Origin of the sequence: Thermomonas mangrovi, from assembly GCF_028201335.1 — a bacterium.
Lineage (GTDB): Bacteria > Pseudomonadota > Gammaproteobacteria > Xanthomonadales > Xanthomonadaceae > Thermomonas > Thermomonas mangrovi.
The window spans coordinates 304,390-326,881 of record NZ_JAPEVV010000001.1 but is presented as its reverse complement, the minus strand read 5'-3'; the positions used below and the strand labels follow the sequence as shown (position 1 = coordinate 326,881).

The window sequence follows — 22,492 nt, the reverse complement described above, 5'->3', positions numbered from 1 at the left end:
GTGGCGTTCTGGGCCAACCTGCTCGGCTACCAGGCGACCTGGTTCGCGGTGGTGTGGAGCGCCGGGCGCGGCACGCCATGGATCGGGATGCTGGCCTGCGTGGCGTTCATCGCGCTGCAGTGGTGGGCCTCGCGCACGCGGGACGGCGATGGCCGGGTCCTGCTGGCCGCGCTGGCCTGCGGCCTTGTGGTCGATGGCGTGGCGGCCGCCAGCGGACTGCTGGCGTATGCGGCCCCGTTCCCGTCACTCCCCGCACCGTCCTGGATCGTGCTGCTGTGGGGCGCGTTCGCGCTCACCCTGAACCACTCGATGGCCTGGTTCGCGCAGCGCCCCCTGGTCGCCTCGGTCTTCGCCGCGATCGGCGGACCGCTGGCCTACCTCGGTGCTGCCCGCGGCTTCGACGCCGTCGCCTTCCCCGCACCCGCGTGGCCGGCGCTGGCGTGGCTCGCCGCATGCTGGGCGGTCGCCCTCCCGCTGCTGCTGCGCATCGCCAGCCACCACCGCCCTGCCCGCACGACATCGATGGAGGCCCGCGCATGACTACCTGGCACCAACTGCTGCTGGTCTGGGCGTTCGCGGTGGTCCTGCAGGGACTCGCCTGGGCGCGCCAGCAACACACCCGCAACGCGGGCATCGTCGATGTCGCCTGGTCGTTCGGGGTCGGCGCCGCCGCCGTGCTGGTCGCCGCGACCGGCAGCGGCGCACCCTTGCCGCGGCTGCTGCTCGCCGTGCTTGGCGGCGCCTGGGGCCTGCGCCTGGGCCTGCACCTGTGGCACCGCGTCAGCGGCGAGGCCGAGGACGGACGCTACGCGCAACTGCGCAAGCGCTGGGGCAACGCGCCGGCGAAGTGGCTGGCGATGTTCCAGTTCCAGGCCGTGCTGATCGCCCTGTTCGCCTTGCCGTTCCTGGCGGTCGCCGCGAATCCGGTGGCCGGCTGGAACGCCTGGTTCATCGGCGGCATCGCGACCTGGCTGCTGTGCGTCGGCGGGGAGGCCATGGCCGACCGCCAACTGGCGCGCTTCCGCGCCAATCCCGCCAACCGCGGCAAGACTTGCCGCGACGGGCTGTGGCGCTACTCGCGCCACCCGAACTACTTCTTCGAATGGCTGCACTGGTTCGCCTACGTGCTGCTGGCGGTGGGCTCACCGCTGCACTGGCTGGCCTGGTCCGGACCGGTGGTCATGTACGTCTTCCTGCGCTGGGTCAGCGGCATCCCGTGGACCGAACAGCAGGCGCTGCGCACGCGCGGCGAGGACTACGCCCGCTACCAGCGCACCACCCCGATGCTGATCCCGTGGTTCCCCAAGGAGGACCGATGAACGCCACCGCCCAGGCCATGGAACTGGCCAACGACCGCCCTGCCGACGGCCTGCTCGGGCTGGCCGAGCGCGGCCTGCTGCCGGATGCGCTGCTGCGCCTCGGCATCCGCCGCCTGTGCACGCAACGCCTGCGCGACGAAGCCGCGGCCGATCCCGACGCGGCCGCACGCCGCAATGCGGCCCTGGTCGACGAACTGCGCCGCAGCCCGGTGGCGATCCACACCGATGCCGCCAACCGCCAGCATTACGAATTGCCGCCGGCGTTCTTCCTGCGCTGCCTCGGCCCGCGCCTGAAGTATTCGGGCTGCTACTACCCGACCGGCCGCGAAACTCTGGGCGAGGCGGAAGACGCGATGCTCGCGCTGTACGGCGAGCGCGCCGAGCTCGCCGATGGCCAGGACATCCTCGAACTCGGCTGCGGCTGGGGCTCGCTGACCTTGTGGATGGCCGAGCGCTACCCGAACGCGCGGATCACCGCGGTGTCCAACTCCGCACCGCAACGCCGCTACATCGAAGCGCAATGCCTGCAACGCGGCTTCACAAACGTCCGCGTGCTCACCTGCGACGTCAATCGCCTCGAGCTGCCGGAGGGCGCCTTCGACCGCTGCGTCTCGGTCGAGATGTTCGAGCACATGCGCAACTACCAGGCCTTGCTGGGACGGATCGGCGGCTGGCTGCGCGACGACGGCAAGCTGTTCGTGCACATCTTCTGCCATCGCACCCTGCTCTATCCGTTCGAGACCGCGGGCGAGGACAACTGGATGGGCCGGCACTTCTTCACCGGCGGGCTGATGCCGGCTGCCGATACCCTGCTGTGGTTCCAGGACGCGCTGCGCATCGAGGACCGCTGGCTGGTGGACGGGACCCACTACGAGCGCACCGCCAACCACTGGCTGGCCAACCAGGACGCGCGCCGCGATGACGTGATGGCGATCCTGCGCCAGGCCTATGGCGACGCCGCGCCGTTGTGGTTCCAGCGCTGGCGGATGTTCTGGATGGCCTGCGCCGAGCTGTTCGGCTACGACGGCGGCCGCGAATGGATGGTCGCGCACTACCGCTTCGCCAAGGGGGTGCCGTGATGGTCCGCCTCGCACTCGCCACCCTCGCGGTGGCCGCGGTCGCCGCCTGCGCGACCAGCAAGCCCACGATGCCCGCGGTGCCGCAGGTGGACCTGCCGCGCTTCATGGGCGACTGGTACGTGATCGCGCACATCCCCTCGTTCCCGGAACGCGAGGCCTACAACGCGATCGAGTCCTACCGGCTCGACGGCGAGGGCAAGATCCGCACCACGTTCCAGTTCCGCAAGGGCAGCTTCGACGCGCCGCTCGACACCATGGAACCGGTGGGCACGGTGGAACCCGGCACCGGCAACGCGGTGTGGGGAATGCAATTCGTCTGGCCGATCCAGGCCGAATACATCATCGCCGACCTCGACCCGGAATACCGCTGGACCCTGATCGGCCGCAGCAAGCGCGACTACCTGTGGATCATGGCGCGCACCCCGACCCTGCCCGCGGCGGACTACGACGCACTGGTCGCCAAGGCCAAGGCACTGGGCTACGACACCAGCAAGCTGCGCAAGGTACCGCAGCAGTGGCCGGAAACCGGCCCGGATCCGCGCACCCGATGAAGCGCCGCGGGATGGCCGCGCTTGCGGCCTCGGTGGCGTTGCTGGCGGGCGGCTGCACCCGGGTAGCGCTCGGCATCGCCAATGGTGGCGTCGCGCCGCCGGATGCCGCCGCGACGTACGCGCCCGGGCTCGCGCTGGACATCTACCGCCCGCGGGATGCGGACAAGGCGCCGGTCGTGGTGTTCTTCTACGGCGGCGGCTGGACGTCCGGCGCGCGCGCGGACTATCGCTTCGTCGGGCGCCGGCTCGCCGATGCCGGGATGCTCGCGATCGTCGCGGACTACCGCCTGTTCCCGGAGGCGACCTTCCCCGGCTTCGTCGAGGATGGCGCGACGGCGGTTGCCTGGGCGCGCCGGCACGCCGCCGAACATGGCGGCGACCCCGCGCGCGTCTACGTGGCCGGGCACTCGGCCGGCGCGCAGATCGCGGCGCTGCTAGGCACGGACGCGCGCTACCTGCGCGCACAAGGCCTGCAACCCCGCGACCTCGCCGGCGTGATCGGCCTCTCGGGTCCCTACGACTTCGTGATCGACGAGGCGCTGGCGCCGATCTTCGGCCCCAGGACCCGCTGGCCCGACGCGCAGCCGCTGGCCTTCGTGGACGGCGACGAGCCGCCGTTCCTGTTGATCCACGGCGATGCCGACCGCCGGGTCGAGGCGCGCGACAGCAGGCAACTGGCGGAGGCACTGCAGGCACGCGGCGAGCAGGCCCGCCTGTTGATGCTGGAGGGCGCGGGCCACACCGCGCCGCTGGTCGCCCTGTACGCGCCGGGCCGCGAACCGCGCGTGCTGGACGCGATTCGCGCCTTCACCGGCGCCCGCTGAATCAGGCCGCGCGCAAGCCGAAACCGGCGCCGCGCGCCAGGTCGTCGAAACCCGGGAACGACGTCGCGACATTGTCGACGTCGGTGATGCGCACCGCGCCGGCGGCCACCTGCGCGGCCACGCACAGGCTCATCGCGATGCGGTGGTCGCCGTGCGCATCGACTTCGCCGCCCTGCAGCGGTCCACCGGCGATGGTGGCCACGTCGGGCGCTTCGTCGACGCGGATCCCGAGCACGCGCAGGCCGGCGGCCATCGTGGCGATGCGGTCGGATTCCTTGACCCGCAGCTCGCCGGCCCCGCGCACCACGGTCTCGCCCTCGGCACAGGCCGCGGCGACGAACAGCGCCGGGAACTCGTCGATCATGTCCGGCACGTGCTGCTCCGGCACCTCGATGCCGCGCAGCGGCGCATGCCGTACGCGCAGGTCGGCGACCGGCTCGCCACCCTGCTCGCCCGGGCGCAGCGCGACGATGTCGGCGCCCATCGCGCGCAACACGTGCAGCAAGCCGGTGCGGCGCGGATTCATGCCCACCCGCCTGAGCAGCAGCTCGGAGCCCGGCACGACGCTGGCGGCGACGATGAAGAACGCCGCCGAGGAGAAATCCGCGGGCACCTGGACGTCGCGCGCCTGCAGCGGGAAGCCGCCGAGGATCGCGGCCTCGCCCGGGACGAAGGCACAGGACGCACCGAACGCCGCCAGCATGCGCTCGCTGTAGTCGCGGGTGGGATGCGGCTCGCGCACGTGCGTCTCGCCATCTGCGTACAGGCCCGCAAGCAGCAACGCCGACTTCACCTGCGCGCTGGCCACCGGCAAGGTGTAGTCGATGCCGCGCAGCGGCTGGCCGCCACGGATGCGCAGCGGCGCGCGGCCATCATCGGCCTCGATCACCGCGCCCATCGCCGCCAGCGGCTCGATCACCCGGCGCATCGGCCGCGCCGACAGCGACGCATCGCCGACCAGCACGCTGTCGAAGCGCTGGCCCGCCAGCAGGCCGGCGAGCAGTCGCATCGCGGTGCCCGCATTGCCGCAGTCCAGCGGCCCGTCCGCGGGCTGCAGGCCATGCAGGCCCACCCCGTGGACGATGCGGACGCCGTCCGAAGGCGCCTCGATGCGCACGCCGAGCCGGCGGAAGATCGCCGCGGTCGCGCGCGTGTCCTCGCCCTCGAGGAAGCCCTCGATGCGGGTCGTGCCCTCAGCGATCGCGCCCAGCATGATCGCGCGGTGGCTGATCGACTTGTCGCCGGGCACCGCCAGTTCGCCGCGCAGGGGCGCACCCGGCGAGGCGATCCAGGCACGGCTCACGCCATCACCTCGTCCAGGGTCGCCAGCAGGCGCGCGTTCTCGGCGGCGGTGCCGATGGTGATGCGCAGGCATTCGCCGAGCCCGTAGCCGCCCATCGGCCGCAGCACGATGCCGCGCGAGACCAGCGCGGCCTCGATGCGGCTGGCGGCATCGCCGAACTCGACCAGCAGGAAGTTGGTCTGCGACGGCGACACGCGCAGGCCACGCGCGCGGAAGGCGTCGGCGAGCGCGAGGCGTTGCGCGGCGTTGCCCGCCACCGACGCGGCCAGGTGCGCGGTGTCGGCCAGCGCGGCTTCCGCCGCGGCCAGGCCCAGGGCGTTGACGTTGAAGCTCTCGCGCACGCGCTCCATCACCGCGATCAGGCCGGGATCGGCGACCGCGAAACCGACCCGCAGGCCCGCCAGCGCATACGCCTTGCTGAAGGTGCGGGTGACCACCAGGTTCGGATACCGGGCGACCAGCGGCAACGCCGAAGCGTAGTCCGGTGCATCGACGAATTCGGCATAGGCCTCGTCGACGACGACCAGCACCTGCGACGGCAACGAGGCGAGGAAGGCCTCGAATTCCGCCGCGCCGAACCAGGTGCCGGTCGGGTTGTTGGGATTGGCGAGGTAGACCAGCTTGGTGCGCGGGCCGACCGCCGCGCGCAGCGCGGGCAGGTCGTGGCCGCGCGGCATCGTGGTGGCATCGCGCGGCAACGCCGCGGCCGCCTGCAGGGTCGCGCCGGCCGCCTGCGCCGCCAGCGCATACACCGCGAAGCCGAACTTCGACGCCACCACCTCGTCGCCGGGCCCGGCGAAGACCTGCGCGAACTGCATCAGCAGCTCGTGCGACCCATTGCCCAGCAGCAGACGGGCCGGCTCCACGCCATGGTGCGCGGCGAGCGCGCGCTTGAGGTCGCCGCCCAGCGGGTCGGGATAGATGTGGATGCCGTCCAGCGCGGCCTCGATCGCCGCGCGGGCGCGCGGGCTGGCGCCATACGGATTCTCGTTGGAACCGAGCTCCACCAGCTGCGCCTCGGCGAAGCGCCTGCGCAACGCGACCAGGTCGTGGCCGGGGTCGTAGGCGCGCAGGCTGCGGATGCCGGGGCGTGCAAGGGCCTCGAAGTCGACCATCAGAGGATCGCCACCGGGTAGGAACCCAACACCCGCACCTCGTCGCCCTGCCCCGCGATCTCGTCCAGCGCGTCCTTCAGCGGCGCCTCGTCGCGGTGCCCGGCGACGTCGATGAAGAACGCGTACTGCCACAGGTGGCCGTGCGCCGGCCGCGATTCGATCCGGTTCATGCTGATGCCGCGCCGCGCCAGCGGCTCCAGCACGCCGTACAGCGCGCCGGGCCGGTCGCGGATGAACACCAGCAGCGAGGTGCGGTCGTGGCCGGACGGCGGGAACGACTCGCGACCGAGCACCAGGAAGCGCGTGGTGTTGTCGCTGCGGTCCTCGATCGGGCCGGCGACCCGCTTCAGCCCGTACACCAGGCCCGCGGACTCGCCGGCGATCGCCGCTGCGTCGTCGGCGTTGCGTGCGCGGCGCGCGCCTTCCGCATTGCTCGAGACCGGCACCTTCTCCGCCCGCGGCAGGTGCGTGCGCAGCCAGCCGGCGGCCTGCGCGAAGGCCTGCGGGTGGGCGTAGATGCGCTCGATGTCCTCGATCCGGCCGCTGCGCGACAACAGGTGCTGGTGCACGCGCAGTTCGACTTCACCGCAGATCTTCAGCGGCGAGGTGAGGAACAGGTCGAGGGTGACCTGGATCGTGCCCTGCCCGGAGTTCTCGACCGGGACCACGCCGAAGTCGGCGTTGCCGGCCGCGACTTCCTGGAACACCTCCTCGATGCTGGCCATCGGCAGGCCATGCGCCGAATGCCCGAAATGCTTGTGCACCGCTTGCTGGCTGAAGGTGCCCTCGGGCCCGAGGTAGCCGATCTTCAGCGGCTCCTGCTGGGCGAGGCAGGCCGACATCACCTCGCGGAACACGCGCACCAGCACCTCGTCGGAGAGCGGACCGTCGTTGCGGTCCACCACCCGGCGCAACACCTGCGCCTCGCGCTCCGGGCGGTAGTAATCGACCGCCGCGGCGAGCTTGCCCTTGGCCTTGCCGACCTGGTGCGCCCAGCGCGCGCGCTCGGCGATCAGCGCCTGGATCTGCTGGTCGATGCCGTCGATCTGCGCGCGGACTTCGCCCAGGTCGGGCTTGGCGGCGGGCTTGGCCTCGGTCGCCGGCTTGGCGGCCTTGGCGGGCTTCGTGGTCGGGGTCTTCCTAGCCATGGCGTCCCTGGAAATCGCGCATGAAATCGGCCAGCGCCTGCACCCCGGCCTCCGGCATGGCGTTGTAGATCGAGGCGCGCATGCCGCCCAGCACGCGATGCCCCTTGAGCGAGACCAGCCCGGCGGCGCGCGCATCCGCCAGGAACGCCTCGTTCAAGGCTTCATCGTGCAGGAAGAACGGCACGTTCATCCGCGAGCGCGCGGCCGGGGCCACGTCGTTGCGGTAGAAACCGCCGGATTCATCGATCGCGGCGTACAGCAACGCGGCCTTGCGCGCATTGCGTTCGGCGAAGGCGGCCACCCCGCCCTGGCCGAGCATCCACCTCACGGTCAGCCCGAGCATGTACCAGTTCCAGCTCGGCGGGGTGTTGAGCATCGACTCCGCCTCGAGCTGCGCGCGGTAGTCGAAGATCGGCGCCCGTGGCTGCCCGCTGCGCGCCAGCAGGTCGCGGCGCACGATCAGCACCGCGATGCCGACCGGCCCGAGGTTCTTCTGCGCGCCGGCGTAGATCGCGCCGAAGCGCGAGATGTCGAGCGGCTCTGAGGCGATGGAGCTGCTGAAGTCGGCGATCAGCGGCACGTCGCCCACGTCCGGGATGTCGCGGAACTCCACGCCGTGGATGGTTTCGTTGGCGGTGACGTGGACATAGGCGGCGTCCGGGGACAGCGTCCACTCGGCGCGCGGGGGCAGGTCGCGGAAACCACCGGCTTCGCTGGTGGCGGCGATGCGCGCATCGGCCACCGGCCGCGCCTGCTTCCAGGCGGTCTTGCCCCAGTGCCCGGTGAGGACGTAATCGACGGCCTGCCCCGGCGCGGCGAAGTTCAGCGGCAGCAGGGCCTGAATGGTGGTCGCGCCGCCCGCGGTGAACACCACGGCGTAGTCGTCGGGGATCGCCAGCAGGGTGCGCAGGTCGGCCTCGGTCTGCCGCGCGACCTCGAGGAACTCCGGGCCGCGGTGGCTGAGTTCGACGATCGAGGCGCCGGCATCGCCGAATTCCAGCATCTCCGCCTGCGCCTGCCGCAGCACGGCCTCGGGCAATGCGGCGGGACCGGGGCTGAAGTTGTAGGCGCGCGCCATGACGGGGTTCCAGGGAGTGTGGCCGCAGTATGCCGCAGCGCAGCAGACTTGGCGCAGCGGTTGCGGGCGTAACCTTCGGGAGCCGCGCGGCGTATCCCCATCGTGCATCCGCGCCATTCACGCGGGCGTACGTAGCCTGAGCCCGCCGTCGACGCCCAAGGAGCGACCCGCATGCGTCTCCATCCCACCCCGCCGATCCCCGCTGGCGAGATCACCCCCGAAGCGGTGTACCGGGACCGCCGCCGGCTGCTGGCGGCGCTCGGGGCGCTGCCCGCGCTCGGGCTCTCCGGTTGCGGGGAGGCCGCCCCACCGCCGTCGCGGGTGGTCGTCACCCCCGAGCAGGCGCGCAGCGGCTTCCGCACCAGCGAGGAACTGACCCGCGAGGCGGACGCCACCAGCTACAACAATTTCTACGAATTCGGCACCGCCAAGGACGATCCTGCGACTGCGGCCAAGACGCTGCGCACCACGCCGTGGACGGTCGCAGTAGGCGGGCATTGCGCGAAGCCGGGCAAGGTGTCGCTCGAGGACCTGCTGAAGGGCCTGCCGCCGCAGGAACGCATCTACCGCATGCGCTGCGTGGAAGGCTGGTCGATGGTCATCCCCTGGCTGGGCGTGCCGCTGGCCGTCGTGCTCAAGCGCTTCCAGCCGACCTCGAAGGCGAAGTACGTCGCGTTCACCTCGCTGGCCGATCCGCGGCAGATGCCGGGCGTGCGCGTGCCGACGCTGGACTGGCCCTACCGCGAGGGCCTGCGCATCGACGAGGCCATGCATCCGCTGACGTTGCTGGCCACCGGCCTCTACGGCAAGCCGCTGCCACAGCAGAATGGCGCGCCGCTGCGGCTGGTCGTGCCGTGGAAGTACGGCTTCAAGGGGATCAAGTCGATCGTCGCGATCACCTTCGTCGAATCCATGCCGAAGACCGCCTGGAACATGGCGCAACCGTCGGAATACGGCTTCTACTCGAACGTGAACCCGGCGGTGGACCACCCGCGCTGGAGCCAGAAGACCGAACGCCGGATCGCCGGCAGCGCCAGCAAGCTGTTCGCGGAGCGCATCCCGACCCTGCCCTTCAATGGGTATGCCGGGCAGGTGGCATCGCTGTACGCCGGCATGGACCTGAAGAAGTGGTTCTGATGCCTGCCCGCGGACTGGCGGCATGACGCCGCGCAAGCTGCAGGTCGCCAAGACGGTCGTCCACCTCGCGGCACTCGCGCCACTGGCCCTCTTGCTGTGGCAGATGTGGGCGGTGGCGAGAACGGGCAGCAATGCGCTCGGCGCCGACCCGGTCGCCGAGATCGAACACCGCCTCGGGCTGTGGGCATTACGCTTCCTCGTGCTGGCGCTGGCGGTCACGCCCCTGCGGCAACTGACCGGCTGGGCCGTGCTGGTCCGCTTCCGGCGCATGCTCGGGCTGTACGCCTTCGCCTATGCGACCCTGCACCTGGCGGCCTACGTCGGCCTCGATCTGCGCGGCTACTGGACCCAGTTGTTCGAGGACATCGCCAAGCGGCCTTACATCACCGTCGGCTTCCTCGCCTGGCTGCTGCTGGTGCCGCTCGCGGTGACCTCGACCACCGGCTGGATCCGGCGGCTGGGGCGCAACTGGGCGCGCCTGCACACACTGGTCTATGCGATCGGCGTGCTCGCCGTGCTGCACTTCTGGTGGCTGGTGAAATCCGACATCCGCGAGCCCGCGCTGTACGCCGGGCTGGTCGCCCTGTTGCTGGGCTGGCGGATATGGAAGCGATGGCAGCCTAGAACTTTTCCTTCAGCACGCGCTTGATCTCGCCCTCGATCGGCTCCTTGAACATCGCGGTCAGGAAGCCGAGCTTGGCGTGCACGTGCAGGTCGTCCGGGCCCAGCGCGATGTGGCCGTCCACGCCCGAGCGCGAGAAATTCAGGGTATCGCCCTCCCAGCCGTAGTCCATGTCGAACTTCTCGGCGAGCTTCCTGGCCACGTCCTCGATCGCCTTGCGCGCCTTGGCCTTGCTGAGCGAATGCGGGTGGCGGATATCGATGCGGGACATGGACGGGCCTGCTGGCGGGACTGACGGGCATTGTGCCCGCAGGCCGCGCCGCCGACCAGCCGGACGCACTTGCGCCGCATGCTAGATTCCCGCCGATGAAAGACCTGCGCATGCGCTTCTGCGATGGCGACCAACCCGACCTGGTGCTCGACACCGGCATCCACGCGCTGGGCCGCCTTCCCACCGGCCTCGGCCCGGTTGCCGCGGATGCACCCTGGCTGCTGCAGGTCTGCAACGATCGCCGCGGCATCTGGATGACGGTCGCGGACAGCCTGCGTGGCGTGCACGTCAACGGCCGGCCGGTTCGCCACGTCGCCCTGTTGCGAGCCGGCGACAGCATCCACGTGGACGGCAGCGAACTCGTGCTGATCGCGACCAATGCCGAGCGCACGCCGAGCTCCCGCTCCGGTGCACCGCGCGATCCCGTGTCCAACCTGCGGCATACCCTGCGTGGCGTGGGCGGCATCCACCACGGGCGCGCAACCAGCCTGGAGTCGGCGCGCACCATCGGGCACGCGCGCACGGCCGACATCCGCATCGACGGACCCGGCATCGCGGAGGTGCATGCCACCATCGAGGCGATCGGCGACCGCGTGATGCTGCATGCGCAGGGCGGCACGGTCCTGCTGAACGGACAGGCCGTCCGCGAGGCCTTGCTGCGCGCGGGCGACCAACTCGCCTTCGGGGTGCAGCACCGCTTCGTGCTGGAGGGCCCGCCGGCGCTGCCCACCAGCCTCGCGGGCCATTCAGCGCAACGGTATCCGGAGGATGTCGATGCGCCGCCGGTGCCGGCCGCCCGAGGGTGGGCGCCGCGCGTGCCCTGGCTCCTGGTGGCGGCGATCCTGCTGGCGGCCGCGCTCTCGGGCCTGCTCCTGTTCGGCGCGCGCTAGCCCGCTCGCCCGCGCAACACCGGGGTGAACGGGGCTGCATCCCCTGCGAACAGGCGCCGCATGACCTCCGCCTCGCTGTGGCGGATATCCGCGAGGAAGGCGGCGGCATCGCCCAGGCCTGCGAATGCCTCGAAACCGCGTTCCAGGAAGCCCTGCAACTCGCCGAGGCCCGCCGCCCGCGCCGGCAGCCGCGACAACCGCAACAGCGCGCCGATGCCGGGCATCCGCAGCGCCGCCGCCAGCCCGTTGCCGACATCGTCGATCAACGCGATCTGGCGCGCCCGCAACCGCGGCAGGCCGACCTCGCGATAGGCGCGCGCGTACAGGGCCGCATCCAGCACGTGCCGTCGCGGCGACAGTCGCTCCAGCGCCCCCGCCATGCGCAGGTCGAAGGCGTGGGTCAATGCGCCCAGCGCGATGCCGTCCGCGACCGTCGCCAGCAGCGCCTCGGGCAAAAGGCGCTGCATCTTCGGCAACACGCGCGCGATGTCGGCGTCGCGACGCGCGAAATCGTGGTCGCCATACACGTCGGTGAGGAAGAAGCGGGCAGCCGGTCGTCGCGCGGGGTCCTGCAGGAAGCCGGCGAAGCTGCGTTCCAGGCGTGCGGCCTGCCACGCCTGCAACGGCTTCAGCCAGCCCGAGCCGTTGCCCGGGCTGAGTTGCGGGTCGTGCAGGGCCTGGTGGCAGGCGAGCCGACGACCCAAGCAGGCGGCGGTGTCGCGGGGCGTGGCGCTCATCGCGGCAGTCTCGACAGCCGCACGCGCCGACGCAAGCCTCGGGGCCGGCGCGCTACACTCGCGGGATCGCGTCCATACCGATCCGCATGCTGTCACTCCACGCCGCCCGCACGCCCCGCACCCACACCGCCGACGCGCCCCGCATCGGCCTGGCGATCGCCGGCGGCGGCCCGGTCGGCGCGATGTACGAGCTCGGCGCGTTGCGGGCGCTCGACGAGGCCTGCGACGGCCTCGACATGACCCGCCTCGACTGCTACGTCGGGGTCAGCTCCGGCGCCTTCTTCGCCGCCGGGCTCGCCAACCGGATGGATACCGCGGAGTTGTGCCGGATCTTCATCACCGGCGACAGCCGCGACGTGCGCTTCACCCCGGAAACCTTCCTGCGCCCGGCGCTCGGCGAATACGCGCGCCGCGCCACCGCGCTGCCGCGCCTGGCCGGCCGGCTGGCGCGCGACCTCGTCACCGGCCGCGGCGATTCGCGCTGGTCCGACCTGGTGACCCGGGTCGGCGGGCTGGTGCCCACCGGCCTGTTCGACAACCAGCAGGTCGAGCACTTCCTGCGCGACGTGTTCAGCCGGCATGGCCGCAGCAACGATTTCCGCACCCTCGAGCGCCCGCTGTACGTGATCGGGGTGGACCTCGACAGCGGCGAGGCGGTGCGTTTCGGCGACACGGGCTGGGACGACGTGCCGATCTCGCAGGCGGTGCAGGCCAGCGCCGCCCTGCCGGGCCTGTACCCGCCGGTCGAACTGCGCGGGCGCCACATCGTCGATGGCGCGCTGCGCCGGACCATGCACGCCTCGGTGGTGCTCGACCGCGACGTCGACCTGATGCTCGGCATCAACCCGCTGGTGCCGTTCAATCCCGCCGACGATGCCGACACCGTCGCCCAGGCGCATCGCTTCAGCGACCGCCGCATCGCCGATGGCGGGCTGCCGGGCGTGCTGTCGCAGACCCTGCGCACCATGCTGCAGTCGCGCATGCAGGTCGGGCTGGCGCGATATGCGCAGCAGTACCCGGACATCGACCAGCTGGTGTTCGAGCCGAACGCCGCCGACCGCGAACTGTTCTACACCAACGTCTTCAGTTTCTCGGCCCGGCGCCGCATCTCGCAGCTGGCCTACCGCAATACCCTCGCCGACCTGCGCAAGCGCCGCGCCACGCTGGAGCCGGTGCTCGCGCGCCACGGCATCCGCCTGCGCGAGGACGTGATCGCCGACCGCCCGCGTTCGATCCTCGCCCACCTGCCGCCGGCGGTGCATCGCACCGAGGCCACGGCCCGCCTCGACCGCGCGCTGGACGACGTGGCGCATGCCCTCGCGCGTCGTCGCGGCATGGTGTGAATGCTCTAGACGCGGGCGCGATCCTGCGTCGCACTCCAACCACCTCGCGCCCGCTGGAGGGCACATGGCCAAGCTGAAGAAGTCGTCCACCAAGGGCGGCGCCCGCAAGACCACCGCCAACGCGAGCGGCGCGCAGGCCGAGCGCCTGGGCAAGTCCATCACCGAATCCGCGCAGCAGATCTGGCTGGCCGGCATGGGCGCGTTCAACCGCGCGCAGGCCGAGGGCGGCAAGCTGTTCGAAAGCCTGGTCCGCGACGGCTTGTCGCTGGAGCAGACCGCCCGCAAGTTCACCGGTGCACGCGCCGACATGGTGCGCGATGCGGTCGAAGGCACCGTGGGCCAGGCCCGCGAGCGCGCCGCCGACACCTGGGACAAGCTCGAGAAGGTGTTCGAGGATCGGGTTCAGCGCGCGCTGGTCAAGCTCGGCGTGCCTGGCCGCGACGACCTCAATGCGCTGACCGAGCGCGTCGAACGCCTGACCGCCGAACTGCGCAAGGCCAATGCGACCCCGGGCGCCGCGGCGCCCGCCAAGGCTGCGCGCAAGCCGGCGGCGAAGAAGCCCGTCGTCCGCAAGGCGCCGGCGAAGAAGGCCGCCAAGCGCGCCACCAAGGCCGCACCGGCCCCCACTGCCGAATAAGCACCCTCAAGTCCCGCCAGTCCGACGCTTCGCGCGCTCCCCTCCCCCTGCGATTCCGGACTGGCGGGCGTTTTCGCCACGACATGGCACCTCGTCCGGCGCCGTCGTTCGGACTATAGTCCCGGGCACCGCATACCCAGCCACCGGATGGCGCCATGCTTTCCCTGTCGATCGCACTGATCGTCTTCATCGCGGCCGGCTTCGGTGGCCGCTGGCTGCTGCCTCGCCTTCCGCGCACGCGCGACCCGCGCCAAGCCGGGCTCGCCTACCTCGGTTCGCTGCGCTGGCGCGACTTCACCCGGCTCGTCGTGCAGGCCATGAAGGCGCGCGGCTATGCATTGGTGCAGGATCCGCGCGGCCCCGCCGACGGCGTTCCCACCGACGGTGCCGACATCCTGCTGCAACGCGATGGCCAACTCACCCTGCTCAGCTGCAAGTACGGCAGCGGGTCGGTGGTCGGCACCCAGGCCATCATGGGGCTCGGCAAGGCCGCCGAACTGCGGGGTGCCGATGCGGCGATCGTCGTCAGCCCCGGTCGTTTCGACGACGAGGCGCGCCGACTGGCAGGCCGCCAGCAGGTCGAGTTGATCGATGGCGCCCAGCTTTGGCCTGAGGTCGAACCGTTCGTGGATCCCGCGCAGCTGCCGAACGACCCACAGGTTGGCGCGGCGACCGGCCACCCCGGCCTGCCGTGGCTCGCGGCGCTCGTATTGGCGGCCATCGCCTGGATGCTGGTGCCGCGCGGCGGCACCGATGCGCCCCGCACGGACATCGACCCGTCCACCCCCGCGCCGATCACGGCCAATGATGCAGAACGCCAGCCCGCTCCGGAGCCGGCGACGCGGGAGGCCACCGTGCCTGAGGCCGCTGCACCCCCCTCGACCCTGCCAGCGGCGGAAGGGCCCGGCGCCCGGGAACGCCGCCGCAAGGAGGCCGCCGACGCCATTTCGACCTTGCCCGGCGTGGATCGCGCGATCTGGTCCACGCAATCCACCCTGGTCGTGTACCTGGCGACGGCGGATGCGGACCCGTTGGGGTCGCTCTGCCCGCTGCTGGTGCGCTACGAGGAGCTCGCGCCCTCCCGGCTGCAGTTGCAGCCACCGGCGGGAAGCGACAAACCCGTACGCTTCCGCCAGTGCCGGAGCTACTGAGGGCGGTTCCGCCCCTTCGTCACCAATGCACGCCGCGCATCAGCGAGGCGAACGCGATCTGCTCGTTGCTCGGCTGCGCCTCGCCCTTCAACGCCGCCTTGTCGCCCTTGGCCGCGGCCGAATCCGGGAACAGTTCGAACGCGGTGTTCATCACCACTTCGTAGGCCTTGGGCGCCAGCGCATTGATCACCGCGGCGAAGATCCCGAGGCGGGTAGCGATCCGGCTAGGCTTCTCGATGATCCCCTTGACGACCAGGTCGCCGGCCTCCTCGGGGGTCAGCGTCGGCACGCTGTCGTACATCTTGGTCGGCGCGATCATCGGCGTCTTCACCAGCGGCATGTTGATCGTGGTGAAGCTGATGCCCTTGCCGGAGAGCTCGCCCTGGGCGCAGCGGCTGAAGGCGTCCAGCGCGGCCTTCGAGGCCACGTAGGCGGAGAAGCGCGGGGAGTTGGCCAGCACGCCGATCGAACTGATGTTGATGATGTGGCCCTTCCGGCGCTGCACCATGGTGGGCATGAAGCCCATGATCAGGCGCAGGCTGCCGAAGTAATTCAGCTGCATGGTCCGCTCGAAGTCGTGGAAGCGGTCGTAGCTGAGTTCGATCGAACGGCGGATCGAACGGCCGGCGTTGTTGACCAGAATGTCGACGTGGCCGTGTTCGGCCAGGATGGTGCTGACCAGGCGGTCGCAATCGGCCATGTCGGCGAGGTCGGCGGTATAGGCGAACACCTTGCCGCCGGCCGCCTTCATCGCGTCGCGCGCCTTGAACAGTTCCTCCTCGCCGCGCGCCACGATGACCGTGACCGCGCCCGCCGCCGCCACCTTCTCGGCGGTCGCCAGGCCGATGCCGGAGGAGCCGCCGGTGATCACGACCACCTTGTTGCGGACCTTGCCACGCAGGCTGCGGTCGACGAACAGGTCGGGGTCGAGGTGGCGCTCCCAGTAGTCCCACAGGCGCCAGGCGTAGTCCTCCAGGCGCGGCACCGCGATCCCGCTGCCCTTCAGCGCGCGCTCGGTCTCGCGGTTGTCGAAGCGGGTCGGATAGGTGATGAACTTCAGGGTCTCCCTGGGGATCTTGAAGTCGCGCAGCAGCATGCCGACGAAGCGGCGCACCGGCGGCAGGTTGCCCACCGCCATGCGCACCCCGCCCGGCACGAACGCGAACATCCGCGCGTCGATGCGCATGGTCATTTCCGGCGCATGGCCGGCGCGGGCGAAGGTATTGAGGACCTCGCCGACCCGCATCGGCTCCGGGTCGGTCAGGTGGAAGCAATGTCCGTCCAGCTTCGGCTTGTGCGCGATGTGGTCCATCGCGTCGACCACGAAGTCGACCGGCACCACGTTGATGCGCCCGCCCTCGATGCCCAGCGTCGGCATCCACGGCGGCAGCATCTCGCGCAGCTTCTTGAGGAAGGTGAAGAAGTAGTAAGGCCCGTCGATCTTGTCCATCTCGCCGGTCTGCGAGTGGCCGACGACCATGCCGGGGCGGTAGATCCGCCACTTGATCCGCTTCTCAACGCGCACCAGGCCTTCGGAGTCGTGCTTGGTGCGCAGGTAGGGATCGTCGAGGCCCTCGGCTTCCTCGAACATGTCCTCGCGGAACACGCCGGGGTACAGGCCTGCCGCCGCGATCGAGCTGGTGTGGTGGAAGCAGCCCGCCTTCAGCGCCACGGCCAGGTCAAGCGCGTGCCGGGTACCGTCGATGTTGGCCGCGCGCTGGCTCTCGGCGCTGGCGGTCAGGTCGTAGATGGCAGCGAGATGGAAGAAGTGCGCGATCTTCTTCGCCGCCAGGGCGCGCGCCTGCGCGGGGGTGACGCCGCAGTTCGGCTTGGTCATGTCGCCGGCGACCGCGAGTACCCGCTTCGGGTCCCAGCCCATCTTCCTGGCCAGCGCGTCGAACTTCTTCTGCGAGTCCTTGCGCACCAGCGCATGGACCACGCTGCCCTTGCGCTTGAGCAGGTTGGAGATCAGGAAGCGTCCGAGGAACCCGGTCCCGCCGGTCACGAAGTAATGCATGCGCCCCCTCCAGGCATCCGGGCGCGTGGCGCGCCCCACGCGCCTACGTTGCCAGACGCCGACGGCGCCGACAATTCCCCGGCGTATTGATTCCACCGCCCGGGGATGCTCTGATGCCGGCTCCAACGAGGGGAGCATCGCCATGTCCGACCTGCAGTCCAGGTTCGAGCAAGCCGCCAAGGACGTGCATTCGCTGGCCGAACGCCCGGACAACGACACCCTGCTGCGCCTGTACGCGCTCTACAAGCAGGGCGCCGAGGGCGACGTGAGCGGGCCGAAGCCGGGGTTCTTCGACTTCGTCGGCACCGCCAAGTACGAGGCCTGGGCCAAGCTGGCCGGCACCGCGCAGGACGAGGCCAAGCAGAAGTACATCGACCTGGTGAAGAAGCTCACCGCCTGATCCCGCCGACATGGCCCGCCAGACCCGCCAGCGCATCCTCGATGCGTCGCTCGCGATGTTCAACGCGCAGGGCGAGCCCAACGTCACCACCAACCACATCGCCGACGAGCTGGAGATCAGCCCGGGCAACCTGTACTACCACTTCCGCAACAAGGACGACATCATCGAGCAGCTGTTCGCGGTCTACGAACAGCGCATGGATGCCGCCCTGAGTTCGCCCAGCGGACGCCTGCCCGGTCTGGAGGACGTCTGGCTGCAGCTGCACCTCGTGTTCGAGTGCATCTGGGACTACCGCTTCCTGTACCGCGACCTGGTCGACATCCTCAGCCGCAACCGGCGCCTGCGGCTGCGCTTCGCACGGATCCTCAAGCGCGCCGACGAGCAGGCCCACCAGGTCATGCGCGGGCTGGTCCAGGCCGGGGTGATGCGCGCGTCCGCGGACGAGGTCGATGCCGCCGCGACCAACATCCTGGTGATCGCCACGTTCTGGATGAACTACGCCGCGGCGCGCGGCGACAAGGACGAACGCGCCTCGATCCGCGACGGCATCGTGCAGGTGATGATGCTGATCGCGCCGTTCCTGCGCGACGCCGAGCGCGTGCACCTCAATACGCTGACCCGCGCCTACCTCGACTGATCGTCGATCCGCTCCCATGGCGGGAGGGGAATCGCTTCCCGGCGAGGCTCCGCATCCGGCTCCGATCGCCGCCGCCTGCCCTCCATGGCCGGCGATTCGCAATCCCCCTGCAGCCATGGCGCGCGCGGCGACGCCTGTGCGGCGCACGCATCCCCCGGCCGATGGCACCGCCCAGCCTGTCTGTCGCGCAAAAGACAACGCCCCGCTTGCGCGGGGCGTCCGGATCCGACAGGAGATCGGAGTTGGCAGGTCAGCGTGCGGTCTTGCGCGCGACGCGCTTGGCGGGCTTGCGCGCCATCCGGCGCACCGCCTTGGCCGGCGCCTTGCGTGCCTTGCGCGCTGCGCGCTTGCCCGCCGGCTTCAGGCCCAGCTTGGCAACGATCGGCGCGAGCCGCGCCTCGACCTCGGCACCGAGGCTCTGCACCTTCGGTTCCACCTGCTGGCGGACCGTGCCCAGGCTGCCACGCAAGCCGGCTTCGGCTTGGCGGACGGCCTTGCGCGCGTCATCGGCGGCGGTGGCCGCCTTCGCCTGCGCCTGCTGCAGCAGGTGACGCCCCTCGCGACGGCCCGCGACCAGCAGGCCCAGCGAGGCCAGCCACAGGTGGCGGGGCGTCGCATCCAGCGACGGGCTGCGGGCAGCGGTCTTGCGGACGGGCTTCTTGCGGGTCATGGGCATGGCTCCATGTGGGAATTCGATGCACCTAGCCTGCCGCCCGCGCGTCGAGCAATCACACTACCCCGCCCCTTGCCAGCACGGCGCGGCAGCGGGATGCTGCGCGTTCATCCAGACCGGGGACCCTGCATGGCCGCGAAATCCGCTTGGGCCGCTTTTCCGCACGATGCCAAGGGCTACGCCTACACCGGCGACGCGCTCAAGAAGGCCTGGCCGAAACTGCATGCCGGCGATTGCGAGCCGTTCCCCGATGCCAAGCGTGCCGCCGCGCTGGTGAAGGCCGCCGGCAAGGCGGCGCCCAAGCTGGACGCCGAGGCGCTGGCCGAAGCCCTGCAGGAGGCCTGGCGCGCGTTTCATCGCGGCGACTTCAAGGCGGCCCACGATGCCGGCATCGCGCTCGGCCCCATCGGCGCCTCGGTCGCGGTGAAGGCGCTGGGCATCCACGCGACCTACCTCGTCGACGACGAGGGCGAACGCCTCAAGCGCTACGAACAAGCTGCCGCCCTGGCGGAAGCCGCGGTCAAGGCACTCCCGGACGAGGCCAACAGCCACTACCGCCATGCCTTCGCCCTGGGCCGGTACAGCCAGGGCCTGTCGATCGCCAAGGCGCTGAAGATGGGCATCGCCGGCAAGGTCCGCGCCGCGCTGGAAACGACGCTCGAGCTGGCCCCCAAGCACGCCGAGGCGCACACCGCGCTGGCGCTCTACCACGCCGAGATCATCAACAAGATCGGCGCGATGATCGGCGGCTTGACCTACGGCGCGAAGGCGGCCGAGGCGGAGAAGCACATCCGCGAGGCGGTCAAGCTCACCCCGGCCTCGCCGATCGCCCATATCGAGCATGGCAACGTGCTCCTGCTGCTGGACGAGGCGCGCAACGAGGACGCCGCCGCCGAGGCCTACGAGCGCGCCGCCCAATGCAAGCCGCTGGACGCGATGGAAGCGCTGGACGCGGTCTGGGCCTCGGACCAGTTGGCCTGAGCGGGCGATTGCGAAGGATCGCTGCGGTGGCGGCCGCCGTGCTCGGATCGTCGGTTCGATCCAGCCGACGAGAGGTGGATGCGCGACACACTCCTTAACGGGGCCCTGCGATAAATTCCGGGTTATCCCCCGTTCACCCGCCCCCGCGGGAAAGGCGTCGCCATGTCGTCCAACGTCCGCCCCGTGGCCGTTGCCACGCTTGCGTTCGCAGTGTTCTCGGGCAGCCAGATACAAGCGGCGGAGCCGAACACTGGCGGGCGCGCCGGGGTCCCGCAGGACTGGAGCCAGCGCGCCCTGGTGTATACCAATCCGTCGATCCCGGATGACGCCGGACTGGTGGCGGGCGCGCAACCCTGGCAACTCCGCTATCGCGACCCGCGCTACTTCCTCTCCAGCGTGAACCGCCTGCAGGCCCTCGCGCCCGCAGGCAACCCGCCAGTCGGCAGCACCCGCCGCGCCATGGGCGACGCGGTCACGCTGCGCGACACCCGTCGCGGCCATGGAAGCGTTCCGGCCACTGCGGATGCATCCTTCGTGCGCGACTGGAGCCAGGTGCTGGGCGGCGGCAACCGCGCGCGCGGCGGACGCGGTGGACACGGCGTGTATCCCGCCAAGTACACCTTCGACGTCTTCGCCCCGCCGAGCTGCAGCGACGATTTCGTGGTCTATCCCACCTTCGCGCCGGGCGCCACCGCGTCGGGGAACCCCGAGATCCGCGTCTACACGATGACCGGCGGCGCCCCTGCCGGCACCATCACCATCGGCGCACGGCCGCCCCGGCAGGTCGTGCTCACCGCCGCCGCCGACGATATCGGGTTCAATTTCGACGCGACCGGCGGCAGCGATGACGCGGAGGCGGCCAGCCTGGCCGCCGCGGTGAACCGCTGGAGCCACCAGACCGGGATCCGCGCGACCAGCAGCGGCGCGGACATCAACCTCGAAATCAACACCAGCGGGCAAGGCAGCGGCAGCGCCCCGGTCAGCGCCGCGCTCAGCAACCTCAGCCTGCCGGCCATCCTCAGTGGCGACGGCGACGCCGGCCAGCCCACGATCATCGCCTTCAACCAGCTTTACCAGGACAGCACGACCGGCTGCAATGGTCCCTGGAACCAGAACGGGGCGACCAAGGCACCCAACACGATGTGGGCCTACAACACCGGGATCGGCTACACGGCCGAAACCTCGCCGGTCCTGTCGTTCCACGACGATGGCCGGCAGGTCGCCTTCGTCCAGCGCTTCGACAGCTCCCTGCAACTGATCCTGCTCAAGTGGCAGGCCGGGAGCGGCACGCCGGGGGAGCCGGTGAGTCCGACCATCGCCTCCAGCCCGAGCGAGTACCGCAGCTGCAGCGGCGACTGCATGCTGCGGATCCCGTTCGAAGCGTCGTTGCCCAACAACAACGATGCCACGCCCACGGTGTCCTCGCCGTTCGTCGACTACGCGGCGGACGTGCTCTGGGTCGGCGACGGCAATGGCCGCCTGCACAAGTTCACCGGGGTGTTCCAGGGCAACCCGCAGGAAGTGGTGGGCGGCGGCTTCCCGGCCACGGTCGAGCCGGGCATGAAGCTGTCCTCGCCGGTCGCGTTCGCGGGGGACGTGTACGTGGGCAGCCAGAGCGGCGGCCCCGGCATCGGCGGCAAGCTGCACCGGGTGGATGCCCAGACCGGCGCGGTCACCAGCAGTGCGAAGCTGGCGGCCGACAACACGCCGGGGCTGCGTGAATCGCCGATCGTCGCCGTGTCCGGCAATACCGCGAACGTTTTGGCCTTCGTGTTCAATGACGGCACCGCCCGCAGCACGCTCAACTGCCGGGCGCGCAGCAGCACTGGCAACCGGGGATGCCGCCTCGTCGCGCGCTTCGTGACCAACTTCGTGCAGGGACGCGGACCCAACGGTGTCGCCTACGTCGGCCGTGGCAACAACGATGCCAGCACGCTGTACGCCGGGGCCTTCGACGAGGCGTTCTACGCCAGTGCCAACGGCGATGGTGCGCTCTACATCGTGGGCGGGGCACGCGACAACGCCTATCTCCCGACCCTGTGGCGCATCCCGCTCAACGGCGGCGTGTTGGGCACACCCGCGCCAGGTGCCGTGGTCGGCACCGATGGCTGCGCGGTGGCCGCCAACAATTGCGAAGCCACGGCTTGGGACTGGTCGCCGGTGACGCTGTTCCAGCAAGGCGGCCACGAGCGGCTCTACTTCAGCATCGGCAGGAGCGCGGCCAATCTCGCCGGATGCAGCACCGGCGACTGCCTGTTCATGTTCGACCTGGGCGACCTGGACGCGGATGGCGGCGGCGCCGATGCCTGGGGCAACGGGAACCGCCCGTTGTCCGGCCTGGCGACCTACGGTGGCACCGGCGGGATCATCGTCGACAACGCCGGCGGGGCCGCGGGCACGGCGCAGGTCTACTCGGCGCACGGCGGCAACAGCGACGGCAGCGGCAACGCAGTCCAGGCCAGCCAGTCGGCGCTGGACTGATCCCCAACCCACAGGCTGCAAGCGCGGCGGCGGAGTCACCCTCACAACCCACTTCACACCCCAGGCGTGCAAGAGTCCACTCCCGAAATGCGGTAAAG

General features: G+C 70.7%; 23 protein-coding genes. 15 read left to right on the top strand and 8 right to left on the bottom strand.

Annotation, left to right across the window (positions count from 1 at the left end):
* From ON759_RS01620 to ON759_RS01600, 5 genes are read left to right on the top strand one after another with little or no spacing between them, the layout of a single operon-like run.
* A complete protein-coding gene (locus tag ON759_RS01620; protein WP_271678605.1) occupies window positions 1–540 on the top strand; it encodes a DUF2878 domain-containing protein in 540 nt (179 codons plus the stop codon).
* Window positions 537–1,319, top strand: a complete 783-nt coding sequence (locus tag ON759_RS01615) for a DUF1295 domain-containing protein (protein WP_271678604.1) — start codon at window positions 537–539, stop codon at window positions 1,317–1,319. Before ON759_RS01620 ends, ON759_RS01615 begins: the two co-directional genes overlap by 4 nt.
* Before the next feature lie 17 nt (window positions 1,320–1,336).
* On the top strand, window positions 1,337–2,398 hold the full coding sequence (locus tag ON759_RS01610) for an SAM-dependent methyltransferase (RefSeq protein ID WP_271679005.1): 1,062 nt from the start codon (window positions 1,337–1,339) through the stop codon (window positions 2,396–2,398).
* A complete protein-coding gene (locus ON759_RS01605; RefSeq protein WP_271678603.1) occupies window positions 2,398–2,949 on the top strand; it encodes a lipocalin family protein in 552 nt (183 codons plus the stop codon). The genes ON759_RS01610 and ON759_RS01605 overlap by 1 nt, the downstream gene beginning before the upstream one ends.
* Complete coding sequence (locus ON759_RS01600; protein ID WP_271678602.1) at window positions 2,946–3,773, top strand: alpha/beta hydrolase; 828 nt, start codon at window positions 2,946–2,948, stop codon at window positions 3,771–3,773. Before ON759_RS01605 ends, ON759_RS01600 begins: the two co-directional genes overlap by 4 nt.
* A gap of 1 nt (window position 3,774) precedes the next feature.
* Here the strand turns inward: ON759_RS01600 and aroA are convergent, their stop codons facing one another.
* From aroA to serC, 4 genes are read right to left on the bottom strand one after another with little or no spacing between them, the layout of a single operon-like run.
* Complete coding sequence (aroA, locus tag ON759_RS01595; RefSeq protein WP_271678601.1) at window positions 3,775–5,076, bottom strand: 3-phosphoshikimate 1-carboxyvinyltransferase; 1,302 nt, start codon at window positions 5,074–5,076, stop codon at window positions 3,775–3,777.
* Window positions 5,073–6,191, bottom strand: coding sequence for a histidinol-phosphate transaminase (gene hisC, locus ON759_RS01590; RefSeq protein WP_271678600.1), 1,119 nt, complete (start codon window positions 6,189–6,191; stop codon window positions 5,073–5,075). The genes aroA and hisC overlap by 4 nt, the downstream gene beginning before the upstream one ends.
* Window positions 6,191–7,339: a prephenate dehydratase gene (gene pheA, locus ON759_RS01585; protein ID WP_271678599.1), complete on the bottom strand. Its 1,149-nt coding sequence runs from the start codon at window positions 7,337–7,339 to the stop codon at window positions 6,191–6,193. Before pheA ends, hisC begins: the two co-directional genes overlap by 1 nt.
* The gene (serC, locus tag ON759_RS01580; protein ID WP_271678598.1) at window positions 7,332–8,417 is read right to left on the bottom strand and encodes a 3-phosphoserine/phosphohydroxythreonine transaminase; all 1,086 of its coding nucleotides are present in this window, start codon (window positions 8,415–8,417) and stop codon (window positions 7,332–7,334) included. Before serC ends, pheA begins: the two co-directional genes overlap by 8 nt.
* A gap of 171 nt (window positions 8,418–8,588) precedes the next feature.
* On the opposite strand from serC, the gene msrP reads away from it, so the two are divergent.
* Together msrP and msrQ are read left to right on the top strand one after the other, a co-directional pair.
* Window positions 8,589–9,554: a protein-methionine-sulfoxide reductase catalytic subunit MsrP gene (gene msrP / locus ON759_RS01575; protein WP_271678597.1), complete on the top strand. Its 966-nt coding sequence runs from the start codon at window positions 8,589–8,591 to the stop codon at window positions 9,552–9,554.
* Between the two features lie 22 nt (window positions 9,555–9,576).
* The gene (gene msrQ / locus ON759_RS01570) at window positions 9,577–10,203 is read left to right on the top strand and encodes a protein-methionine-sulfoxide reductase heme-binding subunit MsrQ (protein ID WP_271678596.1); all 627 of its coding nucleotides are present in this window, start codon (window positions 9,577–9,579) and stop codon (window positions 10,201–10,203) included.
* On the opposite strand, the gene ON759_RS01565 is transcribed toward msrQ, so the two are convergent.
* Window positions 10,175–10,447: a polyhydroxyalkanoic acid system family protein gene (locus tag ON759_RS01565; RefSeq protein WP_271678595.1), complete on the bottom strand. Its 273-nt coding sequence runs from the start codon at window positions 10,445–10,447 to the stop codon at window positions 10,175–10,177. The two genes, msrQ and ON759_RS01565, sit on opposite strands and share 29 nt — an antisense overlap.
* 95 nt (window positions 10,448–10,542) lie before the next feature.
* Here ON759_RS01565 and ON759_RS01560 point away from each other — a divergent pair, with 95 nt between their 5' ends.
* On the top strand, window positions 10,543–11,337 hold the full coding sequence (locus tag ON759_RS01560) for an FHA domain-containing protein (RefSeq protein ID WP_271678594.1): 795 nt from the start codon (window positions 10,543–10,545) through the stop codon (window positions 11,335–11,337).
* Here ON759_RS01560 and ON759_RS01555 read toward each other — a convergent pair.
* Window positions 11,334–12,074 carry a DUF8198 family protein gene (locus tag ON759_RS01555; protein WP_271678593.1) on the bottom strand — a complete coding sequence of 247 codons (741 nt, stop codon included), beginning with the start codon at window positions 12,072–12,074 and terminating at the stop codon, window positions 11,334–11,336. The two genes, ON759_RS01560 and ON759_RS01555, sit on opposite strands and share 4 nt — an antisense overlap.
* Before the next feature lie 86 nt (window positions 12,075–12,160).
* Between ON759_RS01555 and ON759_RS01550 the strand changes: the two genes are divergently transcribed.
* From ON759_RS01550 to ON759_RS01540, 3 genes are all read left to right on the top strand, one after another.
* A complete protein-coding gene (locus tag ON759_RS01550; RefSeq protein ID WP_271678592.1) occupies window positions 12,161–13,417 on the top strand; it encodes a patatin-like phospholipase family protein in 1,257 nt (418 codons plus the stop codon).
* A gap of 64 nt (window positions 13,418–13,481) precedes the next feature.
* Window positions 13,482–14,054: a phasin family protein gene (locus tag ON759_RS01545; protein WP_271678591.1), complete on the top strand. Its 573-nt coding sequence runs from the start codon at window positions 13,482–13,484 to the stop codon at window positions 14,052–14,054.
* A 155-nt stretch (window positions 14,055–14,209) separates the two neighbouring features.
* On the top strand, window positions 14,210–15,205 hold the full coding sequence (locus ON759_RS01540) for a restriction endonuclease (protein ID WP_271678590.1): 996 nt from the start codon (window positions 14,210–14,212) through the stop codon (window positions 15,203–15,205).
* 19 nt (window positions 15,206–15,224) lie between these two features.
* Here ON759_RS01540 and ON759_RS01535 read toward each other — a convergent pair whose 3' ends face one another.
* Window positions 15,225–17,222, bottom strand: coding sequence for an SDR family oxidoreductase (locus ON759_RS01535; protein ID WP_271678589.1), 1,998 nt, complete (start codon window positions 17,220–17,222; stop codon window positions 15,225–15,227).
* Between the two features lie 142 nt (window positions 17,223–17,364).
* On the opposite strand from ON759_RS01535, the gene ON759_RS01530 reads away from it, so the two are divergent.
* On the top strand, window positions 17,365–17,622 hold the full coding sequence (locus ON759_RS01530) for an acyl-CoA-binding protein (protein ID WP_271678588.1): 258 nt from the start codon (window positions 17,365–17,367) through the stop codon (window positions 17,620–17,622).
* Window positions 17,623–17,632: 10 nt separating this feature from the next.
* Window positions 17,633–18,259 (top strand): TetR/AcrR family transcriptional regulator, encoded by a 627-nt coding sequence (locus ON759_RS01525; RefSeq protein ID WP_271678587.1) that lies wholly within the window; start codon window positions 17,633–17,635, stop codon window positions 18,257–18,259.
* Window positions 18,260–18,509: 250 nt separating this feature from the next.
* Here ON759_RS01525 and ON759_RS01520 read toward each other — a convergent pair whose 3' ends face one another.
* Window positions 18,510–18,929: a hypothetical protein gene (locus ON759_RS01520; RefSeq protein WP_271678586.1), complete on the bottom strand. Its 420-nt coding sequence runs from the start codon at window positions 18,927–18,929 to the stop codon at window positions 18,510–18,512.
* 132 nt (window positions 18,930–19,061) lie between these two features.
* On the opposite strand from ON759_RS01520, the gene ON759_RS01515 reads away from it, so the two are divergent.
* Both ON759_RS01515 and ON759_RS01510 read left to right on the top strand, forming a co-directional pair.
* Window positions 19,062–19,913: a tetratricopeptide repeat protein gene (locus tag ON759_RS01515; protein ID WP_271678585.1), complete on the top strand. Its 852-nt coding sequence runs from the start codon at window positions 19,062–19,064 to the stop codon at window positions 19,911–19,913.
* Between the two features lie 162 nt (window positions 19,914–20,075).
* The gene (locus tag ON759_RS01510; RefSeq protein WP_271678584.1) at window positions 20,076–22,394 is read left to right on the top strand and encodes a hypothetical protein; all 2,319 of its coding nucleotides are present in this window, start codon (window positions 20,076–20,078) and stop codon (window positions 22,392–22,394) included.
* Window positions 22,395–22,492: the final 98 nt, after the last annotated feature.